This window comes from Asticcacaulis sp. AND118 (genome assembly GCF_020535245.1).
Taxonomy (GTDB): Bacteria; Pseudomonadota; Alphaproteobacteria; order Caulobacterales; family Caulobacteraceae; genus Asticcacaulis.
This window is the reverse complement of record NZ_CP084910.1, coordinates 2,282,626-2,308,564: the sequence shown is the minus strand read 5'-3', so window position 1 is coordinate 2,308,564 and position 25,939 is coordinate 2,282,626. Positions and strand designations below refer to the sequence as shown.

28 protein-coding genes are annotated in these 25,939 nt (G+C 63.4%); 18 read left to right on the top strand and 10 right to left on the bottom strand.

Annotation, left to right across the window (positions count from 1 at the left end; genetic code table 11):
• Positions 1 to 201 precede the first annotated feature (201 nt).
• The 8 genes from LH365_RS11150 (at position 202) to murD (ending at position 9,607) form a co-directional block, all read left to right on the top strand.
• Positions 202 to 654, top strand: a complete 453-nt coding sequence (locus tag LH365_RS11150; RefSeq protein WP_226743706.1) for a division/cell wall cluster transcriptional repressor MraZ — start codon at positions 202 to 204, stop codon at positions 652 to 654.
• Positions 651 to 1,646, top strand: a complete 996-nt coding sequence (rsmH, locus tag LH365_RS11145; protein WP_226743705.1) for a 16S rRNA (cytosine(1402)-N(4))-methyltransferase RsmH — start codon at positions 651 to 653, stop codon at positions 1,644 to 1,646. Before LH365_RS11150 ends, rsmH begins: the two co-directional genes overlap by 4 nt.
• The gene (locus LH365_RS11140) at positions 1,643 to 2,089 is read left to right on the top strand and encodes a septum formation inhibitor MinC (protein ID WP_226743704.1); all 447 of its coding nucleotides are present in this window, start codon (positions 1,643 to 1,645) and stop codon (positions 2,087 to 2,089) included. Before rsmH ends, LH365_RS11140 begins: the two co-directional genes overlap by 4 nt.
• A complete protein-coding gene (locus LH365_RS11135; protein ID WP_226743703.1) occupies positions 2,086 to 3,882 on the top strand; it encodes a penicillin-binding protein 2 in 1,797 nt (598 codons plus the stop codon). The genes LH365_RS11140 and LH365_RS11135 overlap by 4 nt, the downstream gene beginning before the upstream one ends.
• 36 nt (positions 3,883 to 3,918) lie before the next feature.
• Entirely contained in the window at positions 3,919 to 5,382 is a 1,464-nt protein-coding gene (locus LH365_RS11130; protein WP_226743702.1) for a UDP-N-acetylmuramoyl-L-alanyl-D-glutamate--2,6-diaminopimelate ligase, read from the top strand.
• 133 nt (positions 5,383 to 5,515) lie between these two features.
• Positions 5,516 to 6,907, top strand: a complete 1,392-nt coding sequence (murF, locus tag LH365_RS11125; protein WP_226743701.1) for a UDP-N-acetylmuramoyl-tripeptide--D-alanyl-D-alanine ligase — start codon at positions 5,516 to 5,518, stop codon at positions 6,905 to 6,907.
• Positions 6,908 to 6,913: 6 nt separating this feature from the next.
• Positions 6,914 to 8,023, top strand: a complete 1,110-nt coding sequence (gene mraY / locus LH365_RS11120; RefSeq protein WP_226743700.1) for a phospho-N-acetylmuramoyl-pentapeptide-transferase — start codon at positions 6,914 to 6,916, stop codon at positions 8,021 to 8,023.
• Positions 8,024 to 8,197: 174 nt separating this feature from the next.
• Positions 8,198 to 9,607, top strand: a complete 1,410-nt coding sequence (gene murD / locus LH365_RS11115; protein ID WP_226743699.1) for a UDP-N-acetylmuramoyl-L-alanine--D-glutamate ligase — start codon at positions 8,198 to 8,200, stop codon at positions 9,605 to 9,607.
• Positions 9,608 to 9,771: 164 nt separating this feature from the next.
• On the opposite strand, the gene LH365_RS11110 is transcribed toward murD, so the two are convergent.
• Positions 9,772 to 10,509 (bottom strand): TorF family putative porin, encoded by a 738-nt coding sequence (locus LH365_RS11110; RefSeq protein WP_226743698.1) that lies wholly within the window; start codon positions 10,507 to 10,509, stop codon positions 9,772 to 9,774.
• A 138-nt stretch (positions 10,510 to 10,647) separates the two neighbouring features.
• A complete protein-coding gene (locus LH365_RS11105) occupies positions 10,648 to 11,595 on the bottom strand; it encodes a nitronate monooxygenase family protein (protein ID WP_226743697.1) in 948 nt (315 codons plus the stop codon).
• A gap of 81 nt (positions 11,596 to 11,676) precedes the next feature.
• Here LH365_RS11105 and queF point away from each other — a divergent pair, with 81 nt between their 5' ends.
• The gene (gene queF / locus LH365_RS11100; RefSeq protein WP_226743696.1) at positions 11,677 to 12,138 is read left to right on the top strand and encodes a preQ(1) synthase; all 462 of its coding nucleotides are present in this window, start codon (positions 11,677 to 11,679) and stop codon (positions 12,136 to 12,138) included.
• A gap of 189 nt (positions 12,139 to 12,327) precedes the next feature.
• Here the strand turns inward: queF and LH365_RS11095 are convergent, their stop codons facing one another.
• Complete coding sequence (locus LH365_RS11095) at positions 12,328 to 12,696, bottom strand: hypothetical protein (RefSeq protein WP_226743695.1); 369 nt, start codon at positions 12,694 to 12,696, stop codon at positions 12,328 to 12,330.
• 149 nt (positions 12,697 to 12,845) lie between these two features.
• Between LH365_RS11095 and LH365_RS11090 the strand changes: the two genes are divergently transcribed.
• Positions 12,846 to 13,307, top strand: a complete 462-nt coding sequence (locus LH365_RS11090) for a hypothetical protein (protein WP_226743694.1) — start codon at positions 12,846 to 12,848, stop codon at positions 13,305 to 13,307.
• A gap of 41 nt (positions 13,308 to 13,348) precedes the next feature.
• Here the strand turns inward: LH365_RS11090 and LH365_RS11085 are convergent, their stop codons facing one another.
• Positions 13,349 to 13,981, bottom strand: coding sequence for a nitroreductase (locus tag LH365_RS11085; protein ID WP_226743693.1), 633 nt, complete (start codon positions 13,979 to 13,981; stop codon positions 13,349 to 13,351).
• Between the two features lie 133 nt (positions 13,982 to 14,114).
• Between LH365_RS11085 and LH365_RS11080 the strand changes: the two genes are divergently transcribed.
• From LH365_RS11080 to LH365_RS11070, 3 genes are all read left to right on the top strand, one after another.
• Positions 14,115 to 14,786 carry an NUDIX hydrolase gene (locus LH365_RS11080; protein WP_226743692.1) on the top strand — a complete coding sequence of 224 codons (672 nt, stop codon included), beginning with the start codon at positions 14,115 to 14,117 and terminating at the stop codon, positions 14,784 to 14,786.
• Positions 14,787 to 14,796: 10 nt separating this feature from the next.
• Positions 14,797 to 15,624, top strand: coding sequence for a serine O-acetyltransferase (cysE, locus tag LH365_RS11075; RefSeq protein ID WP_226743691.1), 828 nt, complete (start codon positions 14,797 to 14,799; stop codon positions 15,622 to 15,624).
• A gap of 270 nt (positions 15,625 to 15,894) precedes the next feature.
• Positions 15,895 to 16,095 carry a DUF3126 family protein gene (locus LH365_RS11070; protein ID WP_226743690.1) on the top strand — a complete coding sequence of 67 codons (201 nt, stop codon included), beginning with the start codon at positions 15,895 to 15,897 and terminating at the stop codon, positions 16,093 to 16,095.
• Here the strand turns inward: LH365_RS11070 and LH365_RS11065 are convergent.
• The 5 genes from LH365_RS11065 to rpmH all read right to left on the bottom strand — a co-directional run bounded on the left by LH365_RS11065 (position 16,092) and on the right by rpmH (position 20,597).
• A complete protein-coding gene (locus LH365_RS11065; RefSeq protein WP_226743689.1) occupies positions 16,092 to 16,895 on the bottom strand; it encodes a DUF3445 domain-containing protein in 804 nt (267 codons plus the stop codon). The two genes, LH365_RS11070 and LH365_RS11065, sit on opposite strands and share 4 nt — an antisense overlap.
• A 137-nt stretch (positions 16,896 to 17,032) precedes the next feature.
• A complete protein-coding gene (yihA, locus tag LH365_RS11060) occupies positions 17,033 to 17,713 on the bottom strand; it encodes a ribosome biogenesis GTP-binding protein YihA/YsxC (RefSeq protein WP_226743688.1) in 681 nt (226 codons plus the stop codon).
• Positions 17,714 to 17,911: 198 nt separating this feature from the next.
• Complete coding sequence (gene yidC / locus LH365_RS11055) at positions 17,912 to 19,888, bottom strand: membrane protein insertase YidC (RefSeq protein WP_226743687.1); 1,977 nt, start codon at positions 19,886 to 19,888, stop codon at positions 17,912 to 17,914.
• A 19-nt stretch (positions 19,889 to 19,907) separates the two neighbouring features.
• Positions 19,908 to 20,246 (bottom strand): ribonuclease P protein component, encoded by a 339-nt coding sequence (gene rnpA / locus LH365_RS11050; RefSeq protein WP_226743686.1) that lies wholly within the window; start codon positions 20,244 to 20,246, stop codon positions 19,908 to 19,910.
• A 216-nt stretch (positions 20,247 to 20,462) separates the two neighbouring features.
• On the bottom strand, positions 20,463 to 20,597 hold the full coding sequence (rpmH, locus tag LH365_RS11045; protein WP_013479320.1) for a 50S ribosomal protein L34: 135 nt from the start codon (positions 20,595 to 20,597) through the stop codon (positions 20,463 to 20,465).
• Between the two features lie 266 nt (positions 20,598 to 20,863).
• On the opposite strand from rpmH, the gene LH365_RS11040 reads away from it, so the two are divergent.
• From LH365_RS11040 to LH365_RS11025, 4 genes are read left to right on the top strand one after another with little or no spacing between them, the layout of a single operon-like run.
• Positions 20,864 to 22,510: a HAMP domain-containing sensor histidine kinase gene (locus tag LH365_RS11040; protein ID WP_226743685.1), complete on the top strand. Its 1,647-nt coding sequence runs from the start codon at positions 20,864 to 20,866 to the stop codon at positions 22,508 to 22,510.
• Positions 22,511 to 22,512: 2 nt separating this feature from the next.
• A complete protein-coding gene (locus LH365_RS11035; RefSeq protein ID WP_226743684.1) occupies positions 22,513 to 22,923 on the top strand; it encodes a DUF1801 domain-containing protein in 411 nt (136 codons plus the stop codon).
• A gap of 51 nt (positions 22,924 to 22,974) precedes the next feature.
• A complete protein-coding gene (locus tag LH365_RS11030; RefSeq protein ID WP_226743683.1) occupies positions 22,975 to 23,280 on the top strand; it encodes an autorepressor SdpR family transcription factor in 306 nt (101 codons plus the stop codon).
• Complete coding sequence (locus LH365_RS11025) at positions 23,277 to 23,651, top strand: ammonium transporter (RefSeq protein WP_226743682.1); 375 nt, start codon at positions 23,277 to 23,279, stop codon at positions 23,649 to 23,651. The genes LH365_RS11030 and LH365_RS11025 overlap by 4 nt, the downstream gene beginning before the upstream one ends.
• Here LH365_RS11025 and pip read toward each other — a convergent pair.
• The gene (gene pip, locus LH365_RS11020) at positions 23,648 to 24,640 is read right to left on the bottom strand and encodes a prolyl aminopeptidase (RefSeq protein ID WP_226743681.1); all 993 of its coding nucleotides are present in this window, start codon (positions 24,638 to 24,640) and stop codon (positions 23,648 to 23,650) included. The genes LH365_RS11025 and pip overlap by 4 nt on opposite strands.
• A gap of 52 nt (positions 24,641 to 24,692) precedes the next feature.
• Here pip and LH365_RS11015 point away from each other — a divergent pair, with 52 nt between their 5' ends.
• Positions 24,693 to 25,922, top strand: a complete 1,230-nt coding sequence (locus tag LH365_RS11015; RefSeq protein WP_226743680.1) for an MFS transporter — start codon at positions 24,693 to 24,695, stop codon at positions 25,920 to 25,922.
• Positions 25,923 to 25,939: the final 17 nt, after the last annotated feature.

Sequence of the window (25,939 nt, the reverse complement as noted above, 5' to 3'; positions counted from 1 at the left end):
TAACAGGTTCGCTTTTCGTTCTATCCCCTTGTCCTCATTCGATAAATTCTGTGCCGAAAGGCATAAAGTGTCAGTCAGAGTCATTGCTTCCCATTTCATCCCATGTTAACCCTAATGTCATTCGGCGACGGCTGGCTTTGCGTCGGATTTCGGCATTGACCACGGATTAGAGGGAGCGGGCATCGGCCCGGGCGCGCAGGGGTGTTTCTCTCGACGCACGAGAAGCAACTGGATGCGAAGCGGAGACTGCTGGTCCCGCAGGACTTCCGTGCGGCTGCGCTGGTGTCGTTCGAGGGGCTCGATGGCTTTGACGGCCTCTATGCCTTCGCACTTAAATCCCTGGGTTGTGTCGAGTGCGGCGGCGCGCAGTTCTTCTCCCATTACAAAAAGATCGTCGATGCGCAGCCCTTCGGTTCCGCCCCGCGCCGCATCCTCGAAGCGCGCATCTTCGGCGACATGGCGCGCCTGAATTTCGATTCCGCCGGTCGGATGACCCTGCCGGACGGCCTGTGCGAGCAGTTCGGGCTGAAGGACGCCGTGCTGCTGGTCGGGCTTTACGACCGTTTCCAGATCTGGAACCCCGACGCCTACGCCGCCCATCTGGCGACGCAGGAGGCCGAACTGTCCGGCGTGCTGACGGAGCTGGGCCTATGAGCGAATTTGGGAGCGAAGCCCCGCACATCTCCGTCCTGCTGAACGAAGTCGTCGCCGCCGTCGCGCCCGAGGCCGGCCGCGTGGTGGTCGACGGCACCTTCGGCGCCGGCGGCTATACGCGCGCCTTCCTGGAGCGCGGGGCCGAGGTCATCGCCTTCGATCGCGACGCCCGCGTCCTGCCGTTCGTGGACGGCGTGCGCGGCGACTTCCCCGACCGCTTCCGCTTCGTCAATCGGCCCTTCTCTGAGATGGTCGAGGGGCTGGCCGAACTTGGGGTCGATCAGGTCGATGCTATCGTGCTGGATATCGGCGTCTCCTCCATGCAACTCGATGAGGCGGATCGCGGCTTCTCCTTCATGCGCGACGGGCCGCTGGACATGCGGATGGCGGTGGACGGCCTGAGCGCTGCCGACATCGTCAATGACTGGGCCGAGGTCGACATCGCCCATATTATCTGGCTTTACGGCGAGGAGCACAGATCGCGCGCCATCGCCGCCGCTATCGTCAAGCGCCGCAAGGAAGAGCCCTTCGCGCGGACGCTCGACCTCGCCGCTGTGGTCGAAAAGGCCGTGGGCGGCCGTCGTGGCGACAAGGTGCATCCGGCCACCAAGACCTTTCAGGCCCTGCGCATCGCCGTGAACGACGAACTGGGCGAACTGGAAGCCGCGCTGGAAATGTCCGAGCGTCTGTTGAAGCCCGAGGGCGTGCTGGCGGTCGTCACCTTCCATTCGCTCGAAGACCGTATGGTCAAGTCCTTCCTGGCCGAGCGCGCCGGGCGCACGCCGTCGGGATCGCGCCACGCGCCGCAGATGCAGTCCGGCCCCGCGCCGACCTATCGCCTCGACAAGGCCAGGGCTGTCGCCCCGTCCGAAGCCGAACTGAGCGTCAATCCGCGCGCCCGTTCGGCCAAGCTGCGCGCGGCGCACCGCACCGTTCACCCGCCGTTTTCGGCTCCCAGTAAAGCGTCCCCTTCCCGGAGAGCCGTCAGATGAAAGCCCTGATGCGTCTGTTCGACCGCCGTATCCGCGGCGTCCGCCTGATCGAAGCCATCGGCCTCGTGCTGGCCCTGATCATGATCTTCTGGGTCTGTCTGTCCAAGGTCAGGGAAGGGCAGGAGGTGGCGCGCCTCAACGCGCTTAACGCCCAAATCGCGCAGGAGCAGGCCGCGATCAAGGATCTCAAGGTCAAGGTGGCCAATCTGGAGCAGCCGGCGCGGATCGAGGCGCTGGCCCGGCAGTATCTGGGGATGCAGCCTTTGTCGCCCAAGCGTGAGGCGGGGCTCGACAATCTGGTGGAAATTTCGCGCTCGGTCGCCCGTCCGGAAGTGCACGCGCCCGCGACCGCCGCCCCGGCCATCGCCGAAGAGGCCACCGCGCCGATCGCCGAAGCCGCGACGGCGGCGGCCACGGCTACGACAGCGGAGGCCGCGCGATGAGGTACGGACACCGACTGTCGTTCATCGATTCGACCGCCTCCGGCTTCCAGTGGGTGGCCGACCGCATGTGGAAGGTCGAACACGCCTTTGAGCGCGCCAATGCCGTGTCGTCCGACCGGCTGGCCAGCGCCCGCATGCGCATCTTCTTCATCCTCGTGGCGATGGGCGTCATCTATGTCGTGCTGTCGGGCTTCGCCATCAAATCGGCCATTGCCGGTGGTCACGGCGGCGTCGACTACAGCCTGCCCGCCGACGCCCGCGCCGACATTGTCGACCGCAACGGTGCGCTTCTGGCCACCGACATCTTCAACTACGACCTGTTCCTCGATCCGGCGGACATCATGGCGGCGGACCGTCCGCTGGTGCGCCGCGCCCTGACGCAACTCCTGCCGGAAATTCCGCGCGATCAGCTCGATTCGGCGTTGGGCGGCGAAAAGCGCATGATGGTCATGCCGTGGCTGTCGGCCTCGGACAAGGCGCGCATCCTCGGCTACGGCCTGCCGGGCGTCGGCTTCGAGCCGCGCCGGATGCGTGGCTACCCGCTGGGCACGGCCGGCGCCTTCTATATCGGTATGACCGAAAAGGCCGGCAAGGGCCTCGCCGGGGCCGAACGCGCCTTCCAGGACCAGATCGCCCGCTCGAACGATCCCTTCCCGCTGGCCATGGACCTGCGGGTGCAGGGCGCGCTGGAAAACGAGATCCGCGATGTCGCTATCGCTCAGAACGCCAAGGGCGCCATCGGCCTCGTCACCAATGTGCGCACGGGCGAGGTCATCGCCATGTCGAGCTGGCCGGAATTCGACCCCAATCAGGCCGGGCGCTTCCCTGACAACAGCAAGCTGAACCGCGTCACCAATTCGGTGTTCGAGGTGGGTTCGGTGTTCAAGGTGCTGTCGGTGGCCATCGGTCTGGAATCGGGCACGGCGTCGCTTAACACCACCTATGATGCGCGCACGCCATACCAGTTGGGCAAGCGCAAGATTTCGGACTACCACGCCGAAAACCGCATTATGACGCTTGAGGACGTGTTCCTCGTCTCGTCCAATATCGGCACGACCCTGATGGCGGAAAGCGTCGGCGTCGACACGATGACCAAGTTCTACAACGCGCTGGGCCTGTTCCGCGCTGCCGATATCGAGCTGGCCGAAACCGCCTCGCCGCTGCTGCCGAAGAAGTGGTCGAAGGACTCGCTGGCCTCGTCCTCCTTCGGGCACGGCATGTCGATCTCGCCCCTGTCCTATGCTCAGGCGGCGTCGGCGACGATGAACGGCGGCTGGCTGCGGCCCCTGACCCTGCGCAAGTACGACCCGGCCCAGCCTTTGAAGGGCGAGCGCGTCTTTTCGGCCAATACCTCGCGCCAGATGCTCGACCTGATGCGCGTCAACGTGCTGAAAGGCACGGGCGGCAAGGCCAATGTTCCGGGCCTGCGCGTCGGCGGCAAGACCGGCTCAGCGGAAAAGGTCATCGGCGGGCGCTATGACCGCTCGAAGCTTTTGTCCTCCTTCGTCGCCGTCTTCCCGACGGACGGCAATGTCGAGGACGACCGCTACATGGTGATGATCATGGTCGATGAGCCGACCGGCAACAAGGACACGTTCGGCCTGCGCACCGGCGGCTGGGTGGCCGCACCCGTGGCCGGTCGCGTGATCGATCGCATCGCGCCCTTCCTGAATGTGGCGCGAAAGGATGACAAGTTCGCCGACTCGGAGTGGGTTAAGGCACAGGTCATGAAGGAAGAGCAGACCGGCGGCGTCGCGGTGACCGAAGCCGCGCCGGTGGCGGGCGGGCATTAGGGTGATGAGTACGCGTATGAAAAAGGGAACTGAACAATGAGCGGCGTTCGCCTGTCGGACATATTGAGGCGCGATCTGGACGTCGATCCGGTCGTGACCGGCGTGACCGCCGACAGCCGCAAGGTGGGCAAGGGCACGCTGTTCTGCGCCCTGCCGGGTTCGGCGCGCGATGGCCGCGAATTCATTCCCCAGGCCTTGTCGCAGGGCGCGGTGGCCGTTCTGGCTCCCGAAGACACCGCGCTCGACGGCTCCAACATCCTGACTGCCTATGATGTGCGCCGCGCCTACGCGCTGGCCGCCAAGGCCTTTTACGGCGCGCAGCCCAAGACCTGCGTCGCCGTCACCGGCACCAATGGCAAGACCTCGGTCGCGACCTTCTGCCGTCAGATGTTCGCCCATATGGGCTATCATTCGGCCAGTGTCGGCACGCTGGGCATCGTCACCCAGAACGGCGCCGCCGAACACGCCGTCACCCCGCCGGGCCTGACAACGCCGGACGCCGCCGACATCGCCGAGCATCTGGCCGCGCTGGCGCAACAGGGCGTGACGCACCTGGCCATCGAAGCCTCCTCGCACGGCATCGATCAGCGCCGCCTCGACGGGGTGACCCTGTCGGCGGCGGGTTTCACCAATCTGACGCAGGACCATCTCGACTATCACGCGACCATGGAGGCCTACCGCGCCGCCAAGCTGCGGCTGTTCGAGCAGTTGCTGCCGCGCGGCCGCACGGCGGTCCTCAATGCCGATTCCGACGCCTATAACGCCTTCGCCGCCTCGGCCATCACCGCCGGGGCTTCGCTGATCAGCGTCGGCGAGCGCGGGCAGCACCTCAGCCTGACGCACCGCGACCTGACGGTGGACGGGCAGATCCTCTATCTTGAGCATCAGGGCCGCAAGTTCGAGGTCAAGCTCAGGCTGGCCGGGCTGTTTCAGGCGTCGAACGCGCTGGTCGCCGCGGGCCTGTGCCTGGCCGCCGGGCAGAAGATCGAGCCCGTGCTGGAGGCCCTGTCGCACCTCAACGGCGCGCGCGGGCGTCTGGAGCGCGTCGGGTCTACCGGCAACGGGGCGGAGGTCTATGTCGACTACGCCCATACGCCGGACGGGCTTGAGACCGTGCTTAAGGCGCTGCGCCCGCATACGCAGGGCCGTCTGGTCTGCGTCTTCGGCTGCGGCGGCGATCGCGACCGGGGCAAGCGCCCGCTGATGGGCGGCATTGCCGAGCGTCTCGCCGACCGCGTCATCGTCACCGACGACAATCCGCGTTCCGAGGAACCGGCCGCCATCCGCGCCCAGATCATGGCCGGTCTGGCCGGAACGCAGTCGTCCAACGTCCTTGAGATCGGCGACCGCCGTCAGGCCATTTTCGACGCCGTCGCCTCGCTGAAAAGCGGCGATGTGCTGGTCGTGGCGGGCAAGGGGCACGAACAGGGTCAGATCGTCGCCGGAAAGGTCTTGCCTTTCGACGACGCCGGTGTAGTGCTCGAAGCCTTGAACGCATAACAACCCCTCTCTCTTGAGGGAGAGGGTGGTCCAGAGACGTTCGTCTATGGGCCGGGTGAGGGGGCCGGCAGTGCCCCGGACTCCCCCTCACCCCGGCCCTCTCCCTCAAGGGAGAGGGGGACTTGGAGTTACAATGACCACACCTCTCTGGACCGGAACCGAACTGCTCACCGCCACAGGCGGCACCTTTGCGGGCCTGAGCGCCGACGCAGGCGATATCCGCGCCACCGGTATCACCTTCGACAGCCGTCAGGTGCAGCCCGGCGACATCTTCCTGGCCCTGTCCGGCATACGCGACGGCCACGACTTCGTGGCCCAGGCCTTTGCGCAGGGGGCGGTCTGCGCCATTACGCGCAAGCCGATAGAGGGCGGGCCGTGTCTGATGGTGCCGGATGTCTTGAAGGCGCTGGAAAAGCTGGGGGCCTATGCCCGCGACCGCGCGCCGGCCCTCAGAGGCGCGGTGACGGGTTCGGTGGGCAAGACCTCGGTGACGCAGATGGTCATGGCGGCCCTGACCCGCGCCGGGCGCGCCCATTCCGCGGTCAAAAGCTTCAACAACCATATCGGCGTGCCGCTGACCCTGGCGCGGATGCCCGCCGACACCGAGCGCGCCGTGTTCGAGATCGGCATGAACCACGCCGACGAGATCACGCCCCTGTCCGAACTGGTCGAGCCCGATGCGGTGATCATCACCACGGTCGGCGCGGTCCACACCGAGAACTTCCCTGACGGCGAAGAAGGGGTGATGAAGGCAAAGGCCGAGATTTTCGACGGCCTGAAATACGGCGGTCTGGCTATTCTCAATGCCGATAATGGCTGGTTTGCCGAACTGAAGGACCGTGCGGTGGAAACCGGCGCCAGAGTGCAGAGCTTCGGCGAAGGCGAGGGCGCCGACGCCCGCCTGATCAGCCACGAGGTGGTGGGCGGCAAGGCGCAGGTCACCGCCACCCTGCACGGCAAGGACATTGCCTTTACGCTGGCCCATACGGGCAAGCATCAGGCGCTCAACGCCCTGTCGGTGCTGCTGATGACCGAGGCGTTGAAGGTGGATACGCAGACCACGCTGGCCGCCCTGTCGGATTTCGCGGCGCTGGACGGGCGCGGGGCCGAGCACCGCATCGCGGTCGAAGGCGGGCATGTAACGCTGATCGACGAAAGCTATAACGCCAACCCGATCTCGATGGTCGCCACGCTGAACGGACTGGCCGGGCGTCAGGTGCCGGCGGGTGGCCGCCGCATCGCGGTGATGACCGACATGCTGGAACTGGGCCCCGACGAGGCCGAGCGCCACGCCGGTCTGGTTCCGGCCATAGCGGCGGCGGGCATCGATCGGGTGTTTGTCGCCGGGCCGCTGATGAAGGCCCTGTGGGACGTCCTGCCCGAGGCACAGCGCGGGGCTTACGCGGCGACGGCGACGGAACTGGTGGAAGCGCTGAAATCGGCCTTGCGCCCGAACGACATTGTTATGATAAAGGGCTCCAACGGATCGAAGGCAGGCCTGATCGCCAAGAGCTTTCTAGGATAAAAGTGCATGTTTTACTTCCTGTATGAGCATTTCGCGGCGCTGGACCACTGGCCGCTGCTCAACCTCCTGAAATATCAGACCGTCCGCGTCGGACTGGCCATCATCACCTCCTATCTGGTGGCCGTGGCCATGGGCTCGCGCTTCATCCGCTGGATGCGCGCCCGTCAGGGCAAGGGCCAGCCGATCCGCGAGGATGGCCCGCAGTCGCACCTGTTGACCAAGAAGGGCACGCCGACCATGGGCGGGCTGATGATCCTGGCGGGGATACTGGTCGCCACGCTGCTGTGGGCCGACCTGCGCAGCCTGACCGTCTGGGTGGTGCTGGGCGTCACCATGATCTATGGCTTTCTCGGCTTCATCGACGACTACGCCAAGGTGACCAAGCAGTCCTCGGCCGGTCTGTCGGGCTCGCAGAAGCTGATCGCGCAGTTCATCGTGGCGGGGGTCGCGGCGGCGCTGCTGGTGTTTCTGGGGCCGCAGTCGCCGACCTCTTCGGGCCTGTCGACGTCTCTGGCCGTGCCGATCTTCAAAAACGTGCTGTTCAATCTCGGCTATTTCTACATCGTCTTTGCCGCCGTGGTCATTGTGGGCGCGTCGAACGCCGTCAACCTGACCGACGGTCTGGATGGGCTGGCCATCGTGCCGGTGATGATCGCCGCGGGCACCTTCGGCATCATCTCCTACGCCGTCGGCAACTACGTCTTCGCCAACTACCTCAATGTCCACTTCGTGCCGGGTTCGGGCGAGGTGGCGGTCTTCCTCGCGGCGGTTATCGGCGGCGGCATGGGCTTTTTGTGGTATAACGCCCCCCCGGCCAAGATATTCATGGGCGACACGGGCTCGCTGGCGCTGGGTGGCGGTCTGGGTATGACCGCCGTGGCCATCAAGCACGAGATCGTGCTGGCCATTGTGGGCGGCCTGTTCGTGGTCGAGGCCCTGTCGGTGATGATCCAGATCGGTTATTTCAAGCTGACCGGCAAGCGGGTCTTCCTGATGGCGCCGATCCACCACCATTTCGAGAAGCTGGGCTGGGCGGAATCGACCGTTGTGATCCGCTTCTGGATCGTGGCGGGCATACTGGCCATGGTCGGCCTGGCCACGTTGAAGTTGCGTTAAAACAAGATACCCACCACCACGCCGATAAATCGGCGCGGTCCCCCTCCCCAGTAAACCGGGGAGGTATAAGGAAAGCCTCCATCATACCTCCCCAACGTGTTGGGGAGGGGACCGCACGAGTTTGTGAAGCAAATGAGATGTGGTGGTGGGGCTCTTAAGCCACGGAGAACGAGTTTGATCCCCGTCAGAGGTTTCGAAGGCAAGCGCGTCGCCATTTTCGGTCTGGGCCGGTCCGGCCTGTCGGCGGCGCGCGCGCTGAAGGCCGGCGGCGCCGAGCCGCTTTTGTGGGACGACAAGCCGCAGTCGATGCTGGCTGCGTCGAAAGAAGGCTTCACCATCGAGAACCTCAAGGTCGCCGACTGGTCCGAGATCGACGCCCTGATGCTGTCGCCCGGCGTGCCGCTGACCCATCCGGAACCCCACTGGACCGTCAAAGCCGCGCAGGCCGCCAATGTGCCGGTCATCGGCGATATCGAACTGTTCGCGCGCACGCTGAACGCCCTGCCGGAAAAGCACCGCCCCAGGACCGTCGCCATCACCGGCACCAACGGCAAGTCGACCACGACGGCCCTGATCGGCCATATCCTTAAGGCCTCCGGTCGCGACGCCCATATCGGCGGCAATATCGGCATCGGCGTGCTCGACCTGCCCGACATGCACGCCGGAACCATCTACGTCATCGAAACCTCATCCTATCAACTCGACCTGACCCAGACCTTCCGCCCCGACGTGGCGGTGCTGATGAACTTCTCGCCCGACCACCTCGACCGGCATGGCGACATGGCCGGTTACGTGAAGGCCAAGAAGCGCATCTTCATGAACCAGACCGAGGCCCAGACGGCGGTCATCGGTACGGACGACGACGACTCGCAGGGGCTGGTGACCGAGATGACCGCGCACCATCCGGTAAAGCTCATCCCCATTTCGTCGCGCCGCACGCTGGGGCGCGGGGTCTATGCGCTGAACGGGGTTATCTATGACGCCACCGCCGACCGCGCGCGTCAGATCATCGACCTGAAGACCGTGCGCACCCTGACGGGCCGCCACAACTGGCAAAACGCCTGCGCCGCCTATTCGGCCTGCCGGGCGTTGGGCCTGACGGTCGAGGCGATCGTGGCGGGCATCCGCTCCTTCCCCGGTCTCGACCACCGGATGCAAGAGATCGGGCGCATCAAGAACGTGCGCTTCGTCAACGATTCCAAGGCCACCAATGCCGATGCCGCGCGTCAGGCCATGTCGAGCTATGACGGCTTTTTCTGGATCGCCGGGGGCCGCGCCAAGGCCGGCGGCATCGAGGAACTGAAAGACCTGTTCCCGCGGGTGAAGCACGTCTATCTGATCGGCGAGGCGGCGGAACTGTTCGAAAAGACCATCGGAACGGCCGCGCCCTGCACCCAGTCGCGCCTGCTGTTCACCGCCGTGGCTCAGGCCTTTGCGGCGGCGGAAAAGTCGGGCAGGGAAGAGGTGGTGCTGCTGTCGCCCGCCTGTGCCTCGCAGGACCAGTTCACGGATTTCGAAGCGCGCGGCGATGCGTTCAAGGAAGCCGTGGCGGATATCCAGCGCAGTCTGGCGTCGGCGGGTTGATTCTCCTCCCTGTTGCGAACCAAATGGGGAGGTGGCAGCCCGGAGGGCTGACGGAGGGGGCGAAGCTAACCGGTTTTCATCGCGCACCGTAGTCTGAGTCCTCCCCCTCCGTCTGCTCTATGCTCGCATCCAACTCCCCATGCCGGCGGCACAGGGGGAGGGAGTCAAAACTTCCTCTGCAACGCCACCACAAACCGCTCGCCGTGGGCCTTGGAATATTCATGCCGGTTGGTGTCGTAATAGCGCAGGTCCAGCGATGTCTTCGCATTGAGCGCCACCGTCGCCCCCGCATTCCAGGCCGTATAGTTACGCTTCGGCTCGATCTTCCGCTCACCGATACCGCCCGACACGCTCCAGCGTTCGGACAGTTCGTGCTCGACGCCCACCTCATAATAGAAGGCTTCTTTGGTCGAGCCCGACGCATCCGGCGTCCAGAGGGTCAGGGCCTGCAGCGTCGTCGCGCCGAACTTGCGGCTGGCCTCGGTCTGCCATTCGGTGAAACGGTTGTCGCCGCCGGGGTGGGCCCCTGTATTGACCTTGTAGATGATCTGGCTGTTGACGTGGATTTGCGGCCCAACCGTCCAGCGACCGCCGAGCGCCAGGGCCGCCTGATGGTCGCTGCCGTCCGAACCCTTGACGTTCTTCAGCCGGGCCGAGCTGTAGAACCAGCCGCGCGTCGCCGTCACCGCGCCGGACAGTTGTCCGTTGCCCTGGGTCTCAGAAATACCCTTGCTGGTCGAATCCGTCGCAGCGGTCAGTTGACCGTTGATCTTCCAGCCTTCCAGCGCCTCGGCCCAGTCGTCGCTCCAGTCGGCGACGAAATTACCCGTCGGCGCTGCAAATGCGGTCGGCGCGGTAAAGACCAGAAGAGACAGAACAGTAGGCAGGACGAATCTGGGCAAGGTGCAGTGCGGCTCCGTTTTCCATCTCCGCGCATGCCCGCATTGTCATTAAATTGCAATGAAAATGTCACAAAACTTGGCGCACGAGGGGTGGTCGGCCTTTAAACTGGGGTGCTCTCGATAAGAATTCAATTATCCTCAGACAATGGAATTCTGCGCAAACCTTTGCGTAGCTTGGGAATATTCTGTTTTCAGTCGCGCGATCAGCGCCGAAGCGGTCGGCACGTCACGGACATTGCCCGTGCCCTGACCGGCGGACCACAGGGTCTTCCACGCCTTGGCGTCGTCGCTCATCTCATGGTCCATGTCGATCTTGGTCGTCATGTCCTTGAGCATGTCCTTCGTAATGCCGTGGCTTTCCAGCGAGGGCAGCAGGAAGGAGGCGGGGACGCCGGAAATGGCCGGGGTGTAGACGATGTCCTTGGCCGAGCTTTCGGTCAGCATGGCCTTATAGCCGTCGCTGGCCAGAGCCTCCTGCGTGGCGATGAAGCGCGTGCCCATATAGGCGAGGTCCGCGCCCATCATCAGAGCGGCGGCGACGTCGGACCCGCTCGACAGGCAGCCCGACAGGACGATGGTCCCTGTGTACCACTGACGGATTTCCCCCAGCAGGGCGAAGGGGTTGTAGGTGCCGGCGTGGCCGCCCGCGCCGTTGCAGACGAGGATCAGGCCATCCACCCCGGCTTCGGCGGCCTTTTGGGCGTGGCGTACCGTGGTGATGTCGTGGAAGACCACGCCGCCGTAGCTATGCACCGCGTCGACCACGTCGCGCACGGCCCCCAGCGAAGTGATGACCAGCGGCACCTTCTTTTCGACGGTGACCGTCATGTCGGCCATCAGCCTTGAATTGGTCGGGTGGACGATCATATTGACGCCGAAGCGGGCGTCCTCAGGCGTCAGCGCCCCTTGAATTTCGTCGAGCCATTGCGCATAGCCTTCGGTGGTCCGCTGATTGAGCGCCGGGAAGGTGCCGATCATGCCGCTCTTGCACGTCGCGATGACCAGCTCCGGCCCGGAGACCAGGAACATCGGCGCGGCGATGGCGGGGAAGGCGAGGCCTGTCTTCAGGGTGTCCGGAATGGCCATGGTCGTTTCTTGCCCTTAAGTAAATTGTTGTATTATCTTGAGTATTGCCCGAAATGGGTGAGTTGGAAAGGCTGTTTTTCGATGGCGCACTATACCGATAACCTGACGCAACTGGGCCAGCAGCTCGGCGCGCCGACCGACCCGGAAAGCGCGGTGCTGGAGCGCGTGCCGAACCCGCATACGGATATCGACTATGTGGCGCGCTTCACGGCGCCGGAATTCACGTCGCTGTGTCCGGTGACGGGGCAGCCCGATTTCGCGCACATCGTCATCGACTATGTGCCGGACGAATGGCTGGTCGAGTCGAAGTCGCTGAAGCTGTTTCTAACGGCGTTCCGCAATCACGGGGCCTTCCACGAGGATTGCACTATCTATATCGCCAAGCGCCTGCGTGATCTGCTGGAGCCGCGCTGGCTCAGGATCGGCGGTTTCTGGTATCCGCGCGGCGGCATCCCGATTGACGTCTTCTGGCAAACGACCGAACCGCCGAAGGGTGTGCTGATCCCCGACTTTGGCGTGGCGACCTATCGCGGCCGGGGGTAAGCTTGGCACCCTATACCTCCCTGGCTTCGCCGGGGAGGGGGACCGCACGAGCCGACGAAGTCGGTGAGATGTGGTGGTGGGGCTTCTTGCTTACTTACGACTGCGGCCATTGAGGCTCCGCAAGATACCCCACCACCACGCCCTTCGGGCGCGGTCCCCTCCCCATCAGAGATGGGGAGGTATAAGAAGTTACGACGTGTCCCGACCTTTCGTCGTTGGGTTTTGTCCTTCGATATGACGCGCCATTACCTGCCGGAGGCTTTCGGTATCGCCCTTAGCCGCGCGTCGCAAGGTCCTGGCTTTCATCGCCAAGGCACGACTGGCAATCTCAAACGGGGTTTCGGCGGCAGAAGCCGTGGCCGCAGCGGGTTTCGCTTTGACAGCCACCTGATGCGTGACCTGTTTGGAGCCGCGGGCTTCCGAGGCATCGACGCGCGAATAGAGACGCTCGATCAGCAGGGCGCGTCTGATGCCCTTTTCGATGTCTTCGCCGGTTTCCGGATCGTCCGTTTTGGTCAGTGCCAACAGCATACGATCGGCGAAGGCGCCCAATTGCATGCGCCGGTCTTCGGGCCTCAAAGCATCGTCATGTCGTTCCGCAGCGTCCATGCGAACGAGGATAGATGCGCTTCAATCTGCGGGGATAGATTGGCTGTTATTCGGGTTAATCTTATGTAAACATCATCCGCGCAGGGGGAGGGTGACCTATGTGGGACCGTTGGTGGATACGCATTCCGGTTGCCGGGATTTACGGCGCTTTTGTCTTGGCAACGGGGAGTTGGCTCAGTATCGTTGGTTGGAGATTTTGGCCAGTCGTCAGTAATGAACTCGACTTCGTTGGCGGAAGTCGAGTCCACTTGAACTGGATTGCCATACTGGTCTTTGTTTTGCCAGCGATTGCAATAGCGGAGCTTTATGGATTGATCCGCAAGCGACACCTTTGGACCTCCGCCTACCTAATTTATTTTACCGTTTTCGCGGTGGTGCTGATAGGCGGCTTGATGGTCGTCATGTCTTATGTTCTCGCGCTTTCGGTCTTCTGGATGGACTATTATCCTTTGGCAATAACGATGCTGGCTGTATTCTCAGGGCTTCTGGCCACTCGGTCTTACCTTCGTGCCCGGCAGAAAAAGGCGCTCGCCACGCTACCAGAGGTGAACATATTCTAACATCCGGATGCAGGGTCTGCGACCCTGCCCGCCGGAGGTTCTTATCCCTCCCAGAAACTCACCCGTTCCGCGTAGTTCGGGCGGTCGCGCTCCAGCGGCGCTTCGGTCGGCGTGCCAAGGTAGATGAAACCTGCCACCTCTTCACCGTCCTTGAGGCCGAGGATGGCCTTGGCTTCGCCGTCGTAGGCGTACCAGTCGGTGATCCAGTTGGCGCCGTAGCCCATGGCGCCTGCGGCAATCAGCAGGTTCTGACAGATGGCGAAGGCCGAGCCCATCTGTTCCCACAGAGGAATTTTGTGCGGCTGGACCGGGGAATAGACGACCAGCAGGGCTTCCGGCGGCGTCGAAAGCTTGAGCAGCGCGCCGGCCTGCGCCTTGTCACCGCGCGTCTCTGCCAGAGCGCGCAGTTTATCGACCAGTCTAGCCTTCGACTCCGGCGTGAAGCGCACGATGCGCCAGGGGCCGATCTTGCCGTGGTCGGGGACGCGGAAGCCGATCTTCAGCAGCACCTCGATCTCGTCTTCGGACGGGGCGGGCAGGCCCAGCGTCGGGGCCGGGGCCGAACGCCGCGTCAGCAGAAGTTCCAGCGTTTCGGCCGACACCCTGGTGGGCAGGGGCGCGCCGAAGGGGATGGGGGCGAGGTCCAGATGGCTGATATCGGCTTTTGCGGTCATAAATCACCCCTAAAGCCTCATGTCAAAAAGTGGAATGCACTTTGGCATGAGGCGAAAACAAACTCTGATCATCAAAATAGTCTTGATCCCATATAGGCCGGACTGGCAGGTTTTGACAGACCGGAGGACCACGATGAGCGATACCTTTTCCAACGACATTCCGCCGCGCGAGGTTTCGCATCGTAAGGAGCACAGCCTGCCGCCGTGGGATTCGCCTGAGAACGACGCGAAGCGGCCGCGCTGGCAGAGCCTGACCGGGCGGATGGTCTATCAGACGCCATGGATTTCGATCGAGAGCCACGAGACGCTGGCCCCGACGGGAAAACCCGCGCACTATGGCTTTGTGCATTTTCGCAACCGCGCCGTGGGCGTGGTGCCGCTGCATGACGACGGCACGGTGACGCTGGTCGGGCAGATGCGCTTCGCCTTCGACGCCTATAGCTGGGAAATCCCCGAAGGCGGCGCGCATTTCGACGAAGATCCGATCGAAGGGGCGCAGCGCGAACTGCGCGAGGAAACGGGGTTGGATGCGGCACAATGGACAGAAATCCTGCGCTACGATCTCAGCAATTCGGTCACGGACGAGACGGCGATCCTCTATCTGGCCACGGGCCTGAGCGAGGGCGAAACCGAGTGGGACGACACGGAAAACCTCGAAATCGCGCGGGTTGCCTTCAAAGACGTGCTCGAAGCTGTTATAAAAGGCCAGATACGGGACTCCTTAACCGTTGCGGCGGTACTGAGGGTGTACCATATGGCTGTCACAGGGGCGCTGGACGCAGCGCTTGTGGCGAAGATGTTGTAAGGATCAGCGCATGGCCCAGCCGTTCGAAGTCATCACCCCCGAAGACAAGCCGATCTGGCTGACCCTGCGTCAGGAAGCGTCGGACGTCATCGCCGATGAGCCCGGCCTCGCGTCGCTGCTGCATTCCACCATCCTGTCGCACGATGATCTGGCCTCGGCCCTGTCGTATCATATCGCGCGCAAGCTGGCCGACGATACGCTGCGCGGCATGACCGTGCGCGAGATGGTGCAGCGCTATCATGCGCAGGACCCCGGCATCGTCGAAGCCGCCGAGGCCGACCTTCAGGCCGTCTATGAGCGCGATCCGGCGGCCAAGGGCTATCTGCAAACCTTTATGTTCTTCAAAGGCTTCCTGAGCCTGCAAATCTACCGCATCGCTCATAGCCTGTGGCAGGACAAGCGCTACACCATGGCGCATCTGCTGCAAAGCCGTGTGTCCGAGTTGTTTCAGATCGACATCCACCCGGCGTCGCGCGTGGGCAAGGGCGTCTTCCTCGACCACGGCACCGGCATCGTCATCGGCGAGACGGCGATGGTCGGCGACGACGTGTCGATCCTGCAGGGCGTGACTTTGGGCGGCACGGGCAAGGAATCCGGCGACCGCCACCCCAAGATCGGCCGCGGCGTGTTGCTGGCCGCCGGCGCCAAGGTGCTCGGCAATATCGAGATCGGCGAATACGCCAAGGTCGCCGCGGGCTCAGTGGTGTTGAAGCCCGTCCCGGCGCACTGCACGGCGGCGGGGGTGCCGGCGCGTCTGGTCAACTGCCAGACCTGCCCCGACCCGGCCAAGTCGATGGATCAGACGCTGTCGGATGTCATCTACGATTACGTGATCTGATATTAAGCCACGAAAAACACGAAAAGCCGTGGGGGCAGCGTTATCGTGTCTGCGGTGAACGCACACCCGCACGCGTCATAGACTGAAGTTCGTGATTTTCGTGTTTTTCGTGGCAAAATTTCTTGAGCCATTTGCATGGGGACGCTTGCGCCTTGGGGTTTGCCTCTGATGGCGTTCGCGGCTAAACAGACACGCAGAATTTATCCCCGCAACGGTGAAATCGTGCTTTGATCACGCCGCTCAGGGACCAGCCAGATAAGAGAAAATCACATGACACCCGCAGAAATCACCAAGGTGCAAGCCTACCTGATCCAGACCTTCGGCACCAAGGGGCTTGAGGTCAAGGCCCGTAAGCAGAAGGACTCCGCCGAGGTCTATATCGGCGAAGACTTCGTCGGCGTGGTCTATGTCGACGAGGACGAAGAAGGCTCCTACATGTTCGAAATGGCCATCCTCAAGGAAGACCTCTAACGCCTGAGCCTGCCGAGCAGGAGCGCCCGTTCCGCCGACAAGCCTTTGTAATCGGTTTGCGCCTCATCGAGGGCTTCGATCTGACGGATCAGGCCTTCGGTGAGGCGTTCGCGTTCCGGGTGGGCCTCGATGGCCTCCAGCGGCGTCAGGTGAACGCCGATGGTGAACAGCACCGCGCCGGACTGCGGCAGCTTGCGCAGGGTCTGGCGCTCGACGCGCAGCCAGACGCTTTCGGCGTGTTCCCCGTCCCCGAAGCGGCGCGGCGGAGACAGGTGCGGGTGATGCAGCGTATCGTTGCCATAGACCGACCAGTTCCAGCGGATGACCGGCTCGTCCGGGCGCAGATTGTCGAAGATGCGCTCGATGATGGCGGCGTTGCGCGTGCCGTGCTGGAAGTCCGGCACGGAACCGTGGACGTCGTGCAGGGGCTTGCCGAGTTTCTCCGCCAGCGTCCACGACGAGGGGAAGCAGATGCACCCCGCCGTCAGCCGCCAGCCTTCCGTGGATTTCTGCAGGAGGGCGAGGTCTTCGGCTACCAGTCGCGCGGCGGCGATCAGCGGGGCGTCATCCGGTTTTGCCGTGGCGTTTAACGTGGCTTCGATCAGGCGCAGGGTTTCCGCCTGAGCGATATCAGAGCCCGGTTCGGCACCGAACACAGCGTCGCGATGATCCCTCAGCAGGCGGTCTTTCTCGGCGAGATAGACGGGCAGGCGCTCGTCGCGTTCGAGCCACGGCGCATCGCCCAAGGGGGCAAGGCCGATGCGGAACAGGGGCTGAGAACCGTCGTAAGGGGTGTGCATGAGCGCTATCTTATACCTCCCTGCCTTTGGCGGGGTATAGCGCCCCGCTAAACGCGGCGTCATGCGGTCCCAGCGCTTGCGAAAGCTGTACTTTCGCTGCGCTATACCCCAACGCGTTGGGGAGGTATGAATGAGACTTACGGTGCGACCGCACACGTCGTCATGATCTCGGCGCGCAGTTCGGGGATGCCGAGGCCCTTCTCCGAAGAGGTCGCCAGCACCACCGGGTGAGCCGCCGGGCGCTTCTTGATCTGCAATTGCGTCTTTTCGATTACCGCCTGAAGCTCGTGCGGCTTGATCTTGTCGGCCTTGGTCAGGACGATCTGATACGACACAGCCGCGACATCCAGCGCGTCCATCGGCTCGTTATCGACCTCTTTCAGCCCGTGGCGCGCGTCGATCAGCAGATAGGCGCGTTTGAGGTTCGGACGGCCGCGCAGATAGTCGCGCCCCAGGTTCTGAAACTTCTTGACCTCTGTCTTCGACGCTTTGGCCCAGCCGTAGCCCGGCAGATCGACCAGACGCAGCTTTTCGTCCAGCACGAAGAAGTTGACCTCGCGCGTGCGGCCCGGCTCGTTGGAGGCGCGCGCCAGGTGGTTCTGCCCCACCAGCGCGTTGATCAGGCTCGACTTGCCGACATTGGAACGCCCGGCGAAGGTCACTTCGGGCAGGTCGGCATTGGGCAGTTGCTCGATCTTGGCCGCGCCCATCATGAACTGGGCCTGACGGGCGAACAGCACGCGCCCGGCTTCGAGGATCTCTTCGGAGTAGAGGGGCTCTTGTGGAGTCTGGGGCGGTGTTTGGGTTTCGTCGGTCATGGAGTGGGCCTCCTGAAAAAATCATACCTCCCTGCATGGAGTGCGGGGAGGGGGACCGCGCCCGAAAGGGCGGGGTGGTGGGGTGTCTTACTGTCTGTCAGCGAGCAGATTGGAAGGGTAAGCCACCCCACCACCACTCGCTCCGCTCATGGTCCCCCTCCCCGCCAAAGGCGGGGAGGTATGAATGGGACCGCTTGTTTAGTCCTTTTTCGTCCGCGTGCGCTTGGTGCCGCCGGCGGAGGTGCCGGTCGTCGAGGGCTTGCGCGGCTTGCGGGCGGGGGTGCCCTGCGTGATTTCGCCTTCGTGAATGGCTTCCTCGGCCACTTCGATGACATGGGCGGCTTCGGACTTGGGCTTGGTGCGCGCGACCTTGCCCAGCAGGGTGTCGATCGGATTTTCCACGCCCATTTGACGCATCAGCATGTACTGCTGGGCGACGGTCAGGACGTTGTTCCATACCCAGTAGATCAGCAGGCCCGAAGCGAACGGGGCCATGATGAAGGTGAAGACCACCGGCATGAAGGCGAAGATCTTGCGCTGCATGGGGTCCGGCATCGGCGGGTTCATGCTCTGCGACAGCCACATGGACGCACCGTACAGCAGCGGCAGGACGCCGATGTGCAGCGAGGTCGCCATCAGGCCGCCGACGACCGGCAGGGTTGCCGGATCGTAGGGCAGGAGACCGAACAGGTTGAACAGGGTCGTCGGGTCCTTGTCCGACAGGTCCTTGATCCAGCCGAAGAAGGGCGCGTGGCGCATTTCGATGGTGACGAACAGCACCTTGTACAGGGCGTAGAAGACCGGGATCTGCACGAAGATCGGCAGACAGCCCGACATCGGATTGACCTTTTCCTTCTGGTAAAGGCCCATCATTTCAATCTGCATCTGCTGCGGATTGCCTTCGTGCTTCTTCTTCAGCTCTTCGACCTGCGGCTGAAGCATCTTCATCTTGGTCATCGACTCATAGGACTTGTGAGCCAGCGGGAAGAAGATGAGCTTGACCAGAACGGTCAGGCCGAGAATGGCCAGGCCGAAATTACCGAGATATTTGAACAGGAAGTCCAGCACGAAGAACATCGGGCGGGTGAAGAACCAGAAATTGCCCCAGTCGATGGCCTTGTCGAAGGCCGGCAGGTTCAGCTTGTCCTGATAGGCGGCCAGCAGCGAGGCCTGCTTGGCGCCCGCATAGATACGATAGGTCACGGCGACCGGCTTGCCCGGCTGCACCGTTACCGCGTCGGCGACGTAGCCGGCCTGATAGAGGAAGTTGAAGTCCTTTTCGTCGGCGGACGTCTGATCGGTCGCCTTCATCGAGGCGTGGATCTTCGCCTTCTGGTCCGGAATGACGGCGGCCAGCCAGTACTTGTCGGTCAGGCCCATCCAGCCGCCGGTCGAGTCGGCCTTGAAGTTGGCCTTCTTCTCTTCCTTTTCCCAGTTATGGAATTTGAATTCCGGCGTGGTGTAGCCCGTGCCCGTGGCGTCCTTCGAGAAGGCGCCAATGCCGCCTTCGTGCAGGATCATGTTCTTGCCGAGCGTGGCGGGCGCGCCCTGACGGACGATATTGGCGTAGGGGGCCAGCGTCACCGCTGCGCCGGTGCTGTTGATCACAGTGTCGGTGACGGTGATCATGTACTTGTCGTCGAGGCTCAGGCGGCGCTCGAAGCGCAGGCCCGTGCCGCCGTCGTGGCCCAGCACCACGTCCTTGCCCGGCGACAGGACGCTGCCCGACAGGACGGTCCACACCGTGTTGCCCGCGGGCAGGCCGGGGACATTGGCGCCGACCCAGCCCGATTCGGCGTAGTAGGCATGTTCGGCCCCTTGCGGGCGGAACAACTCAACATTGGGGGAGTCGGTCTTCAGCGTCTCTTTATATTGTTTCAGGTACAGGTCGTCGATGCGCGCACCGGCCAGCGACAGCGAACCTTTCAGCGCCGGCGAGTCGATGGCGACGCGCGGCGTGGCGGCGACGGCCTGATCGCGCGGCAGCTTGCCCTCGACGAACAGCGACTCCGGCGTGGCGACGGGTTGCTTCTTAGCCTCGATCTTCTTCTGCGCCTCGGCGGCCGCGCGCTCCTTCTCCATCTTGGGTCCGGCCACGAAGAACTGGTAGCCGAACAGGATCGCCATGGAGAGGGCGAGGAAGATGAACATATTGCGATTGTCGTCGCGCTTCATGAGGAACTCTGAAGAGGGGTTAAACTTTGGGCGACAGCCTTATCAGGGCGCGTTTGACATCGTCAAGCAAACCTTGCCAGAGGCAGGACTTGGTGGCGTCGCGGGCGATGAAGACATAGTCGTGGCCGGGGCGGCCCAGTTCGGGCAAAAGCGCGCGGGCGGCTTCGCGCATCCGGCGCTTGGCGCGGTTGCGCTCGACCGAGCCGCCGGTCTTTTTGGTGGCAGTGAAGCCGATGCGGATGGTGTCGTCCCCGTCGTTGCGAAAGCGCGCCTGAACGACCACAGTGGGGCGCGCCTGATACGACGCCTTGCTGGCGGCCAGGAAATCGCTGCGGTTTTTCAGGACGGGAAAGGTCATGCTCAAGATCATCCCCTCTCCCGTGGGGGAGAGGGTGGCAACCGAGCCGAAGGGTCGGTGCCGGGTGAGGGGGAGTCCGAAGCTGGGTTTAGCCCCCTCCGGCGCTTCGCGCCACCTCCCCCGTATCGCTGCGCTCACAAGGGAGGAGGAATAAATAGCAAAAGAGGCCCTCGAATCGCTTCAAGGGCCTCTTTCGATGTCGGTATCCGACTGCGATCAGGCAGTCAGGCGCTTGCGGCCCTTGGCACGGCGACGGGCGACGACTTTTTGGCCATTCTTGGTGGCCATGCGCGCGCGGAAGCCGTGGCGACGCTTGCGAACGAGACGGCTCGGCTGATAAGTGCGTTTCACGGTTGTAGCTCCGGGGTTTGGACACGATAACCCTGACTGAGCGAGCCATCGTTGAAAGAAGAGGCGCGTCACTAAACCGTGAGCGCAGCCTTGTCAATGGCTGGGGATGCGGATTCACGCGGGGCTGTGCAGAATCTTTCACAGGGGTCTGAGAAAGTTTCGCAGAAACTTTCCGGGCAAGAAACTTTCCGCCGCGACATGATTTCGCGCCCGGCCTTCACATAATTGTGTTAATATGTGTTTCCACAAGCGAATGCCAGAGCGGAATGCCGACCGACCTGACTGACACCGTTATCGACAAAGCGCCCCGCAACAGATTGTCGCCGGGTCAGCGCTTTCGCGTGTCCCTTGACGGGTTGTGGCGCGAAGAGGGGGAGGGCGTTGCCGGCGCGCCCCGGCGGCGCAAATGGCATAATCAGAACCTTCAGGCCTTCCTGATCAGACGCTGGCGGGCGCTCAAACCGCATCTGAAGCGTGGCGGCAAGGATTTGCGTTCCTTTTTCAGCGGCCTGTCCGGGCATTTGCTGGCCCTGACCGCGGTTTTCGTCGCCGTGATGGTGGTCATCATCATGGTGCCGACTCTCGCCGCCTATCAGGAGCGCTGGCTGATCGACCGCGTGCGTCAGGCCGAGATCGCCTCTCTGGCGCTCGATGCCTCGGCCGAAGGGGCGGTGTCGCGCGAATTGTCGAGCCAGTTGCTCAACAGCGTCGGCGCGTCTTATCTCGCCTTGCAAAGCGGCGGGGTGCAGTTCGTGCTGCGCGATCCGGCGACCACGGTCGAACCCGACGTCATCGACATCCGTCACCTGCAACGCGGCCTGAGCGACGACATCACCTATCTCTGGGGGCCGTGGAAGACCTTGTCCGGGCGCGAAGATCGTCTGATCCGCACCGAGGCCGTGCCCAAGGTGCGCAAGGGCACCGACATTATCGAGATCGTCGTGCCGGCCGAACCGCTGAAACAGGAACTGCGCGGACAGTTGGGCTCGATCCTGCGCCTGTCGCTACTGATTTCACTGGTGGCGGGTGCCCTGATCTTCGCCGCGCTTTCCTTCTTCGTGGTGCGGCCGGTGCGGCAACTGACGCGCTCGATCGCCCGTTTCAAGGAAAACCCGGAAGACGCCGCCGCGGCGCCGCAACTGTCGGGCCGCCACGACGAGATCGGGCAGATTGAAGAAGAACTGTTCAAGATGCAGCAGGACGTCGGCCATGCCCTGCGTACCCGTGCGCGTCTGGCGGCGCTGGGGCAGGCGGTGTCGAAGATCAGCCACGACCTGCGCAACATGCTGACCGCGGCGCAGATGGCGTCCGAGCGTCTGGCCTATTCCGGCGATCCGAACGTCACCAAGGCCCTGCCGCGTCTGGAACGGGCGCTCGACCGCGCCCTGACCCTGGCGCAGAACGTGCTCAACTACGGCAAGACGGATGAAATTCCGCCGCGCATCCAGATCATCCGGCTGAAGGATCTGGGGGAGGCCGCCGCCGAAGACGCCGGTCTGGCGCTCAATGCCCGCACGCCGGACCGTGTGCGTTTTTCGCTCAAGGCCGAGCAGGGCTTCTTCTTCGAGGCCGATCCCGACCACGTCCATCGCCTGCTGGTCAATCTGATGCGTAATGCGCGTCAGGCCATCGAGAACCAGCCGAACCGCAAGACGGTTGGCCGCGTGACGCTGAGCGCGGTCAAGGCGGCGGATGAGGTGATTCTGGTGCTCAGCGACAACGGGCCGGGCATTCCGGAACGTATCCGCGACAAGCTGTTCCAGCCGTTTTCGACCTCGCTGACGCCGGGCGGCTCCGGGCTGGGGCTGGCCATTGCGCGCGAATTGGCCCAGACGCATGGCGGCGACGTCAAGCTGATCGATACAGGACCGTCGGGCACATCGTTCGAAGTCAGAATCCCACAGAAGGGGTAGCCATGACCGAAAACGAACCCAGGCGTCTCTCCGGTGGCAATCCGCAGATCGCCAAGGGCTACGGCGATGCGCCGGTGCAGGCCTATATCGCCGCCATGCCGGGCTGGAAGAGCGCCATCGGGGCGCGCATCGACGCCATTATCGAAGAAACCGTTCCGGGCGTCGAGAAGGCGGTCAAATGGAACACACCCTTCTACGGCAACGAAAAGGACGTGTGGTTCACCGGGTTCCACTGTTTCGCCAAGTATATAAAGGTCAGCTTCTTCCGGGGCGCGTCGCTCGACCCGGTGCCGCCGGGCAAGTCGAAACAGGCCGAGGTGCGTTACTACGACATCTACGAGGACAAGTTCGACGCGGCGCAGTTTGCCGACTGGATCAGGCAGGCCAGCCAATTGCCCGGCGAGAAGATGTAGGCCCGAAGTCGGGGCTTGACATAAATTTGATGATTAGCTAATTATCGAATTATGAGCCAGGTCTTCAAAGCCCTTTCCGATCCGACGCGCCGCCGCGTGCTGCAACTCCTGCAGGGCGGTCCCCTGAGCGCAGGGGAACTGTGCGACCATTTCGATGTCTCTAAGCCCACCATGTCGGCGCACTTCGCCGTGCTGAAGGAAGCCGATCTGGTTCACGCGGAAAAATCCGGCAAATCCGTCATCTATCACCTGAAGCTCTCGGTGCTCGAAGAGGCCTTGCTGGGCTTTGCCAACTCGTTCGGCCTCGGTGTGGAGACGCCAGCGGTCGCAGCCCCAAAAGTGGAGGTTTCGCAATGAAAAAGGAAATCCTTGTAGCGCTGGCCTGGGCCGGCGTCATGATCGGGGTGGCCTTGCTGGCCAGCCTTGCCCGTTCGCGCGGCTATATCGATCAGGAAACGACGCTGCGGGTCGTGGCCATGAACGGTATCATGGCGGCCTATTACGGCAATCTGGCCCCCAAGAAGATCGTTCCCGGCGTCTATGGCCGTCAGATCAATCGCTTCGCCGGCTGGATGATGGTGGTGACAGGTCTCATCTATGCCGGGTTTTGGGCCTTCGCGCCGCTCGACATGGCCATGATCTTCGGCACCGGCGCGATGGCGGCAGGTGTGCTGCTGACGGTCGTCTACTGCGTCTGGCTGCGCACCCAGTCACGGGCCAGCGCCTAAGCCAGGACGCGCAGGGCCTCGTCCGCCGCGGCGACGAGGCCGTCCAGCACGCCGGGGTCGGACGAGGAATGCCCGGCCTTGCGCACCAGATTGAACTTCGCTTCCGGCCATGCCCGATGCAGGTCCCAGGCCGAGGTCATCGGCGTCACCACGTCGTAACGCCCCTGAACGATCCAGGCGGGAATGTCCTTGAGTTTGTGGATATTTTCCAGAATCCAGTTGTCGCTGTCGAAGAAGCCGCCGTTCTGAAAATACCACGACTCGATGCGGGCGAAGGCCACGGCGAAGTCCGGATCGGTGAATTTCGACGGCGCTTCCGAAGGCCCCTCGATCGACAGGGTGTCGCCTTCCCAGCCCGACCACGCCAGGGCGCAGCGCACGCGCTCGGCCTCGTCCTCGCTATTGAGGCGTTTGATATAGGCCGCCAGCAGATTGCCGCGCTCCGCCTCAGGTATGGGGGCGACGAAACGCTCCCACAGGTCGGGGTACAGATTGGCCGCGCCGCCCTGATAGAACCAGTCGAGTTCGCTCTTGCGCACCAGAAAAATGCCGCGCAGGATCAGGGCCGAGACCTGCGCCGTGTGTGTCAGCGCATAGGCCAGCGCCAGGGTCGAGCCCCACGAGCCGCCGAACACTACCCACTTGTCGATCCCTAACCGGTGGCGCAGGGCTTCCATATCGGCAACCAGATGCCAGGTGGTGTTATCCTCCAGCGACAGATCCTGTGAGGCGTGCGGGCGCGACTTACCGCAGCCGCGCTGATCAAACAGGATGATGCGATAGGCTTTCGGATCGAAATAGCAGCGCAGGTTCGGGCTGGATCCGCCGCCCGGGCCGCCGTGGACGACCACCACCGGAATCCCTTGCGGATTACCGCTTTGCTCATAATAGATTTGATGTTTCCCCTCCGTCGGCATATAGCCGGTGTCGTAAGGTTCGATCTCCGGATAGAGACCTCTTGGCAATGTGACGACGGCTTGATCGGTCATGAGGAAACTTATGAAACAGGCTGTGGCGGTTGCCGCCGATCAAAGACCCAATATGCGTGTGGATTCAAGCCTATTCCGACTCACCACCGTGCGGCGGCAGAGCCTTTTCTACGCCCTGATCTTCATCGGATCGGGCGCGAGCCTGCCGTACATGCCGCTGTGGTTTGCCTCCAAGGGCATGAGCGGGGCGCAGATCGGGCTCATTCTGGCCCTGCCGCTGCTGCTGCGCGCCGTGACGGGGCCGATCATGGGCGTGTGGGCCGAAAAGTTCCCGCTGTTCCGTTCGCCGATGATCCGGCTGGCGATCGCCGGCGGGGTGGCCTATGGCGGGCTGATGCTGTGGCCGGTCGCGGGAGACGCGCGGTTCTGGCTGTTCGTGGCGCTTTGGGCGGTCGGCTATAGCTGCATCACCTCGATCAGCCCCTTGCTCGACGTCATGACCATCCAGATGTCGAAGCGCGAGGCCTTCAACTATACCGGGCCGCGCGCGGTCGGCTCGGCCTCGTTTATCGCCGCCAATATCGCCGTGGGTTACGGCCTGAACTGGATCGGGGTCGATCTCGTCGTCATCTGGGTCGTGGTGCTGTGCTTTCTGGCCGCCGGCGCCGCATGGGCCGTCCTGCCGCGGGCGCCGCGCCATATCGAGGAAGGCCCCACCGCAACGGACAGCGCCCCGGCCTATCTGCCGCAGCAGACCGGGGCGCAGCGCATCCGCGAACTGCTGGCCAATCCGGTCTTCGTCCTGCTGCTGGCCGCTATGGGCTGCGTGCAGGGAGCCCACGCCTTCTATTACGGCTTCTCGACCATCATCTGGAAGTCGCAGGGGCTGGACGGGGCGACCAGCGGCTATCTGTGGGGCGCGGGGGTGGCGGCCGAGGTGCTGTTCCTTATGTTCGGCTTTCGGCTGAGGAACCGCTTCGGTTCGTGGACGCTTCTTGTGGCGGCGGCGGGACTGAGCACGCTGCGCTGGTTTATGATGGGCTTCGCGCCGCCGGCCTGGGCGTTGTGGCCATTGCAGACCCTGCACGCCTTTTCGTTCGCCGCCTGCTATCTGGCGGGGCTCGATCTGGTCAACCGCATGGCGCCCAAGGGCTCTGAAAGCCTGGCCCAGACGCTGAACGCCGCATGGGTGACGGGGGTGATGATGGGGCTGTCGACCCTGGCGTCCGGACCGGTTTACGACGCGCTGGGCGGGCGCGGGTACTGGGTGATGGCGGGGATGGCGGGGGCAGGGCTGCTGATCGCCGCGTATCTCTACCGCCGTCAGGTGATGCGGCCGTAACCTCTATCATTCCTCCC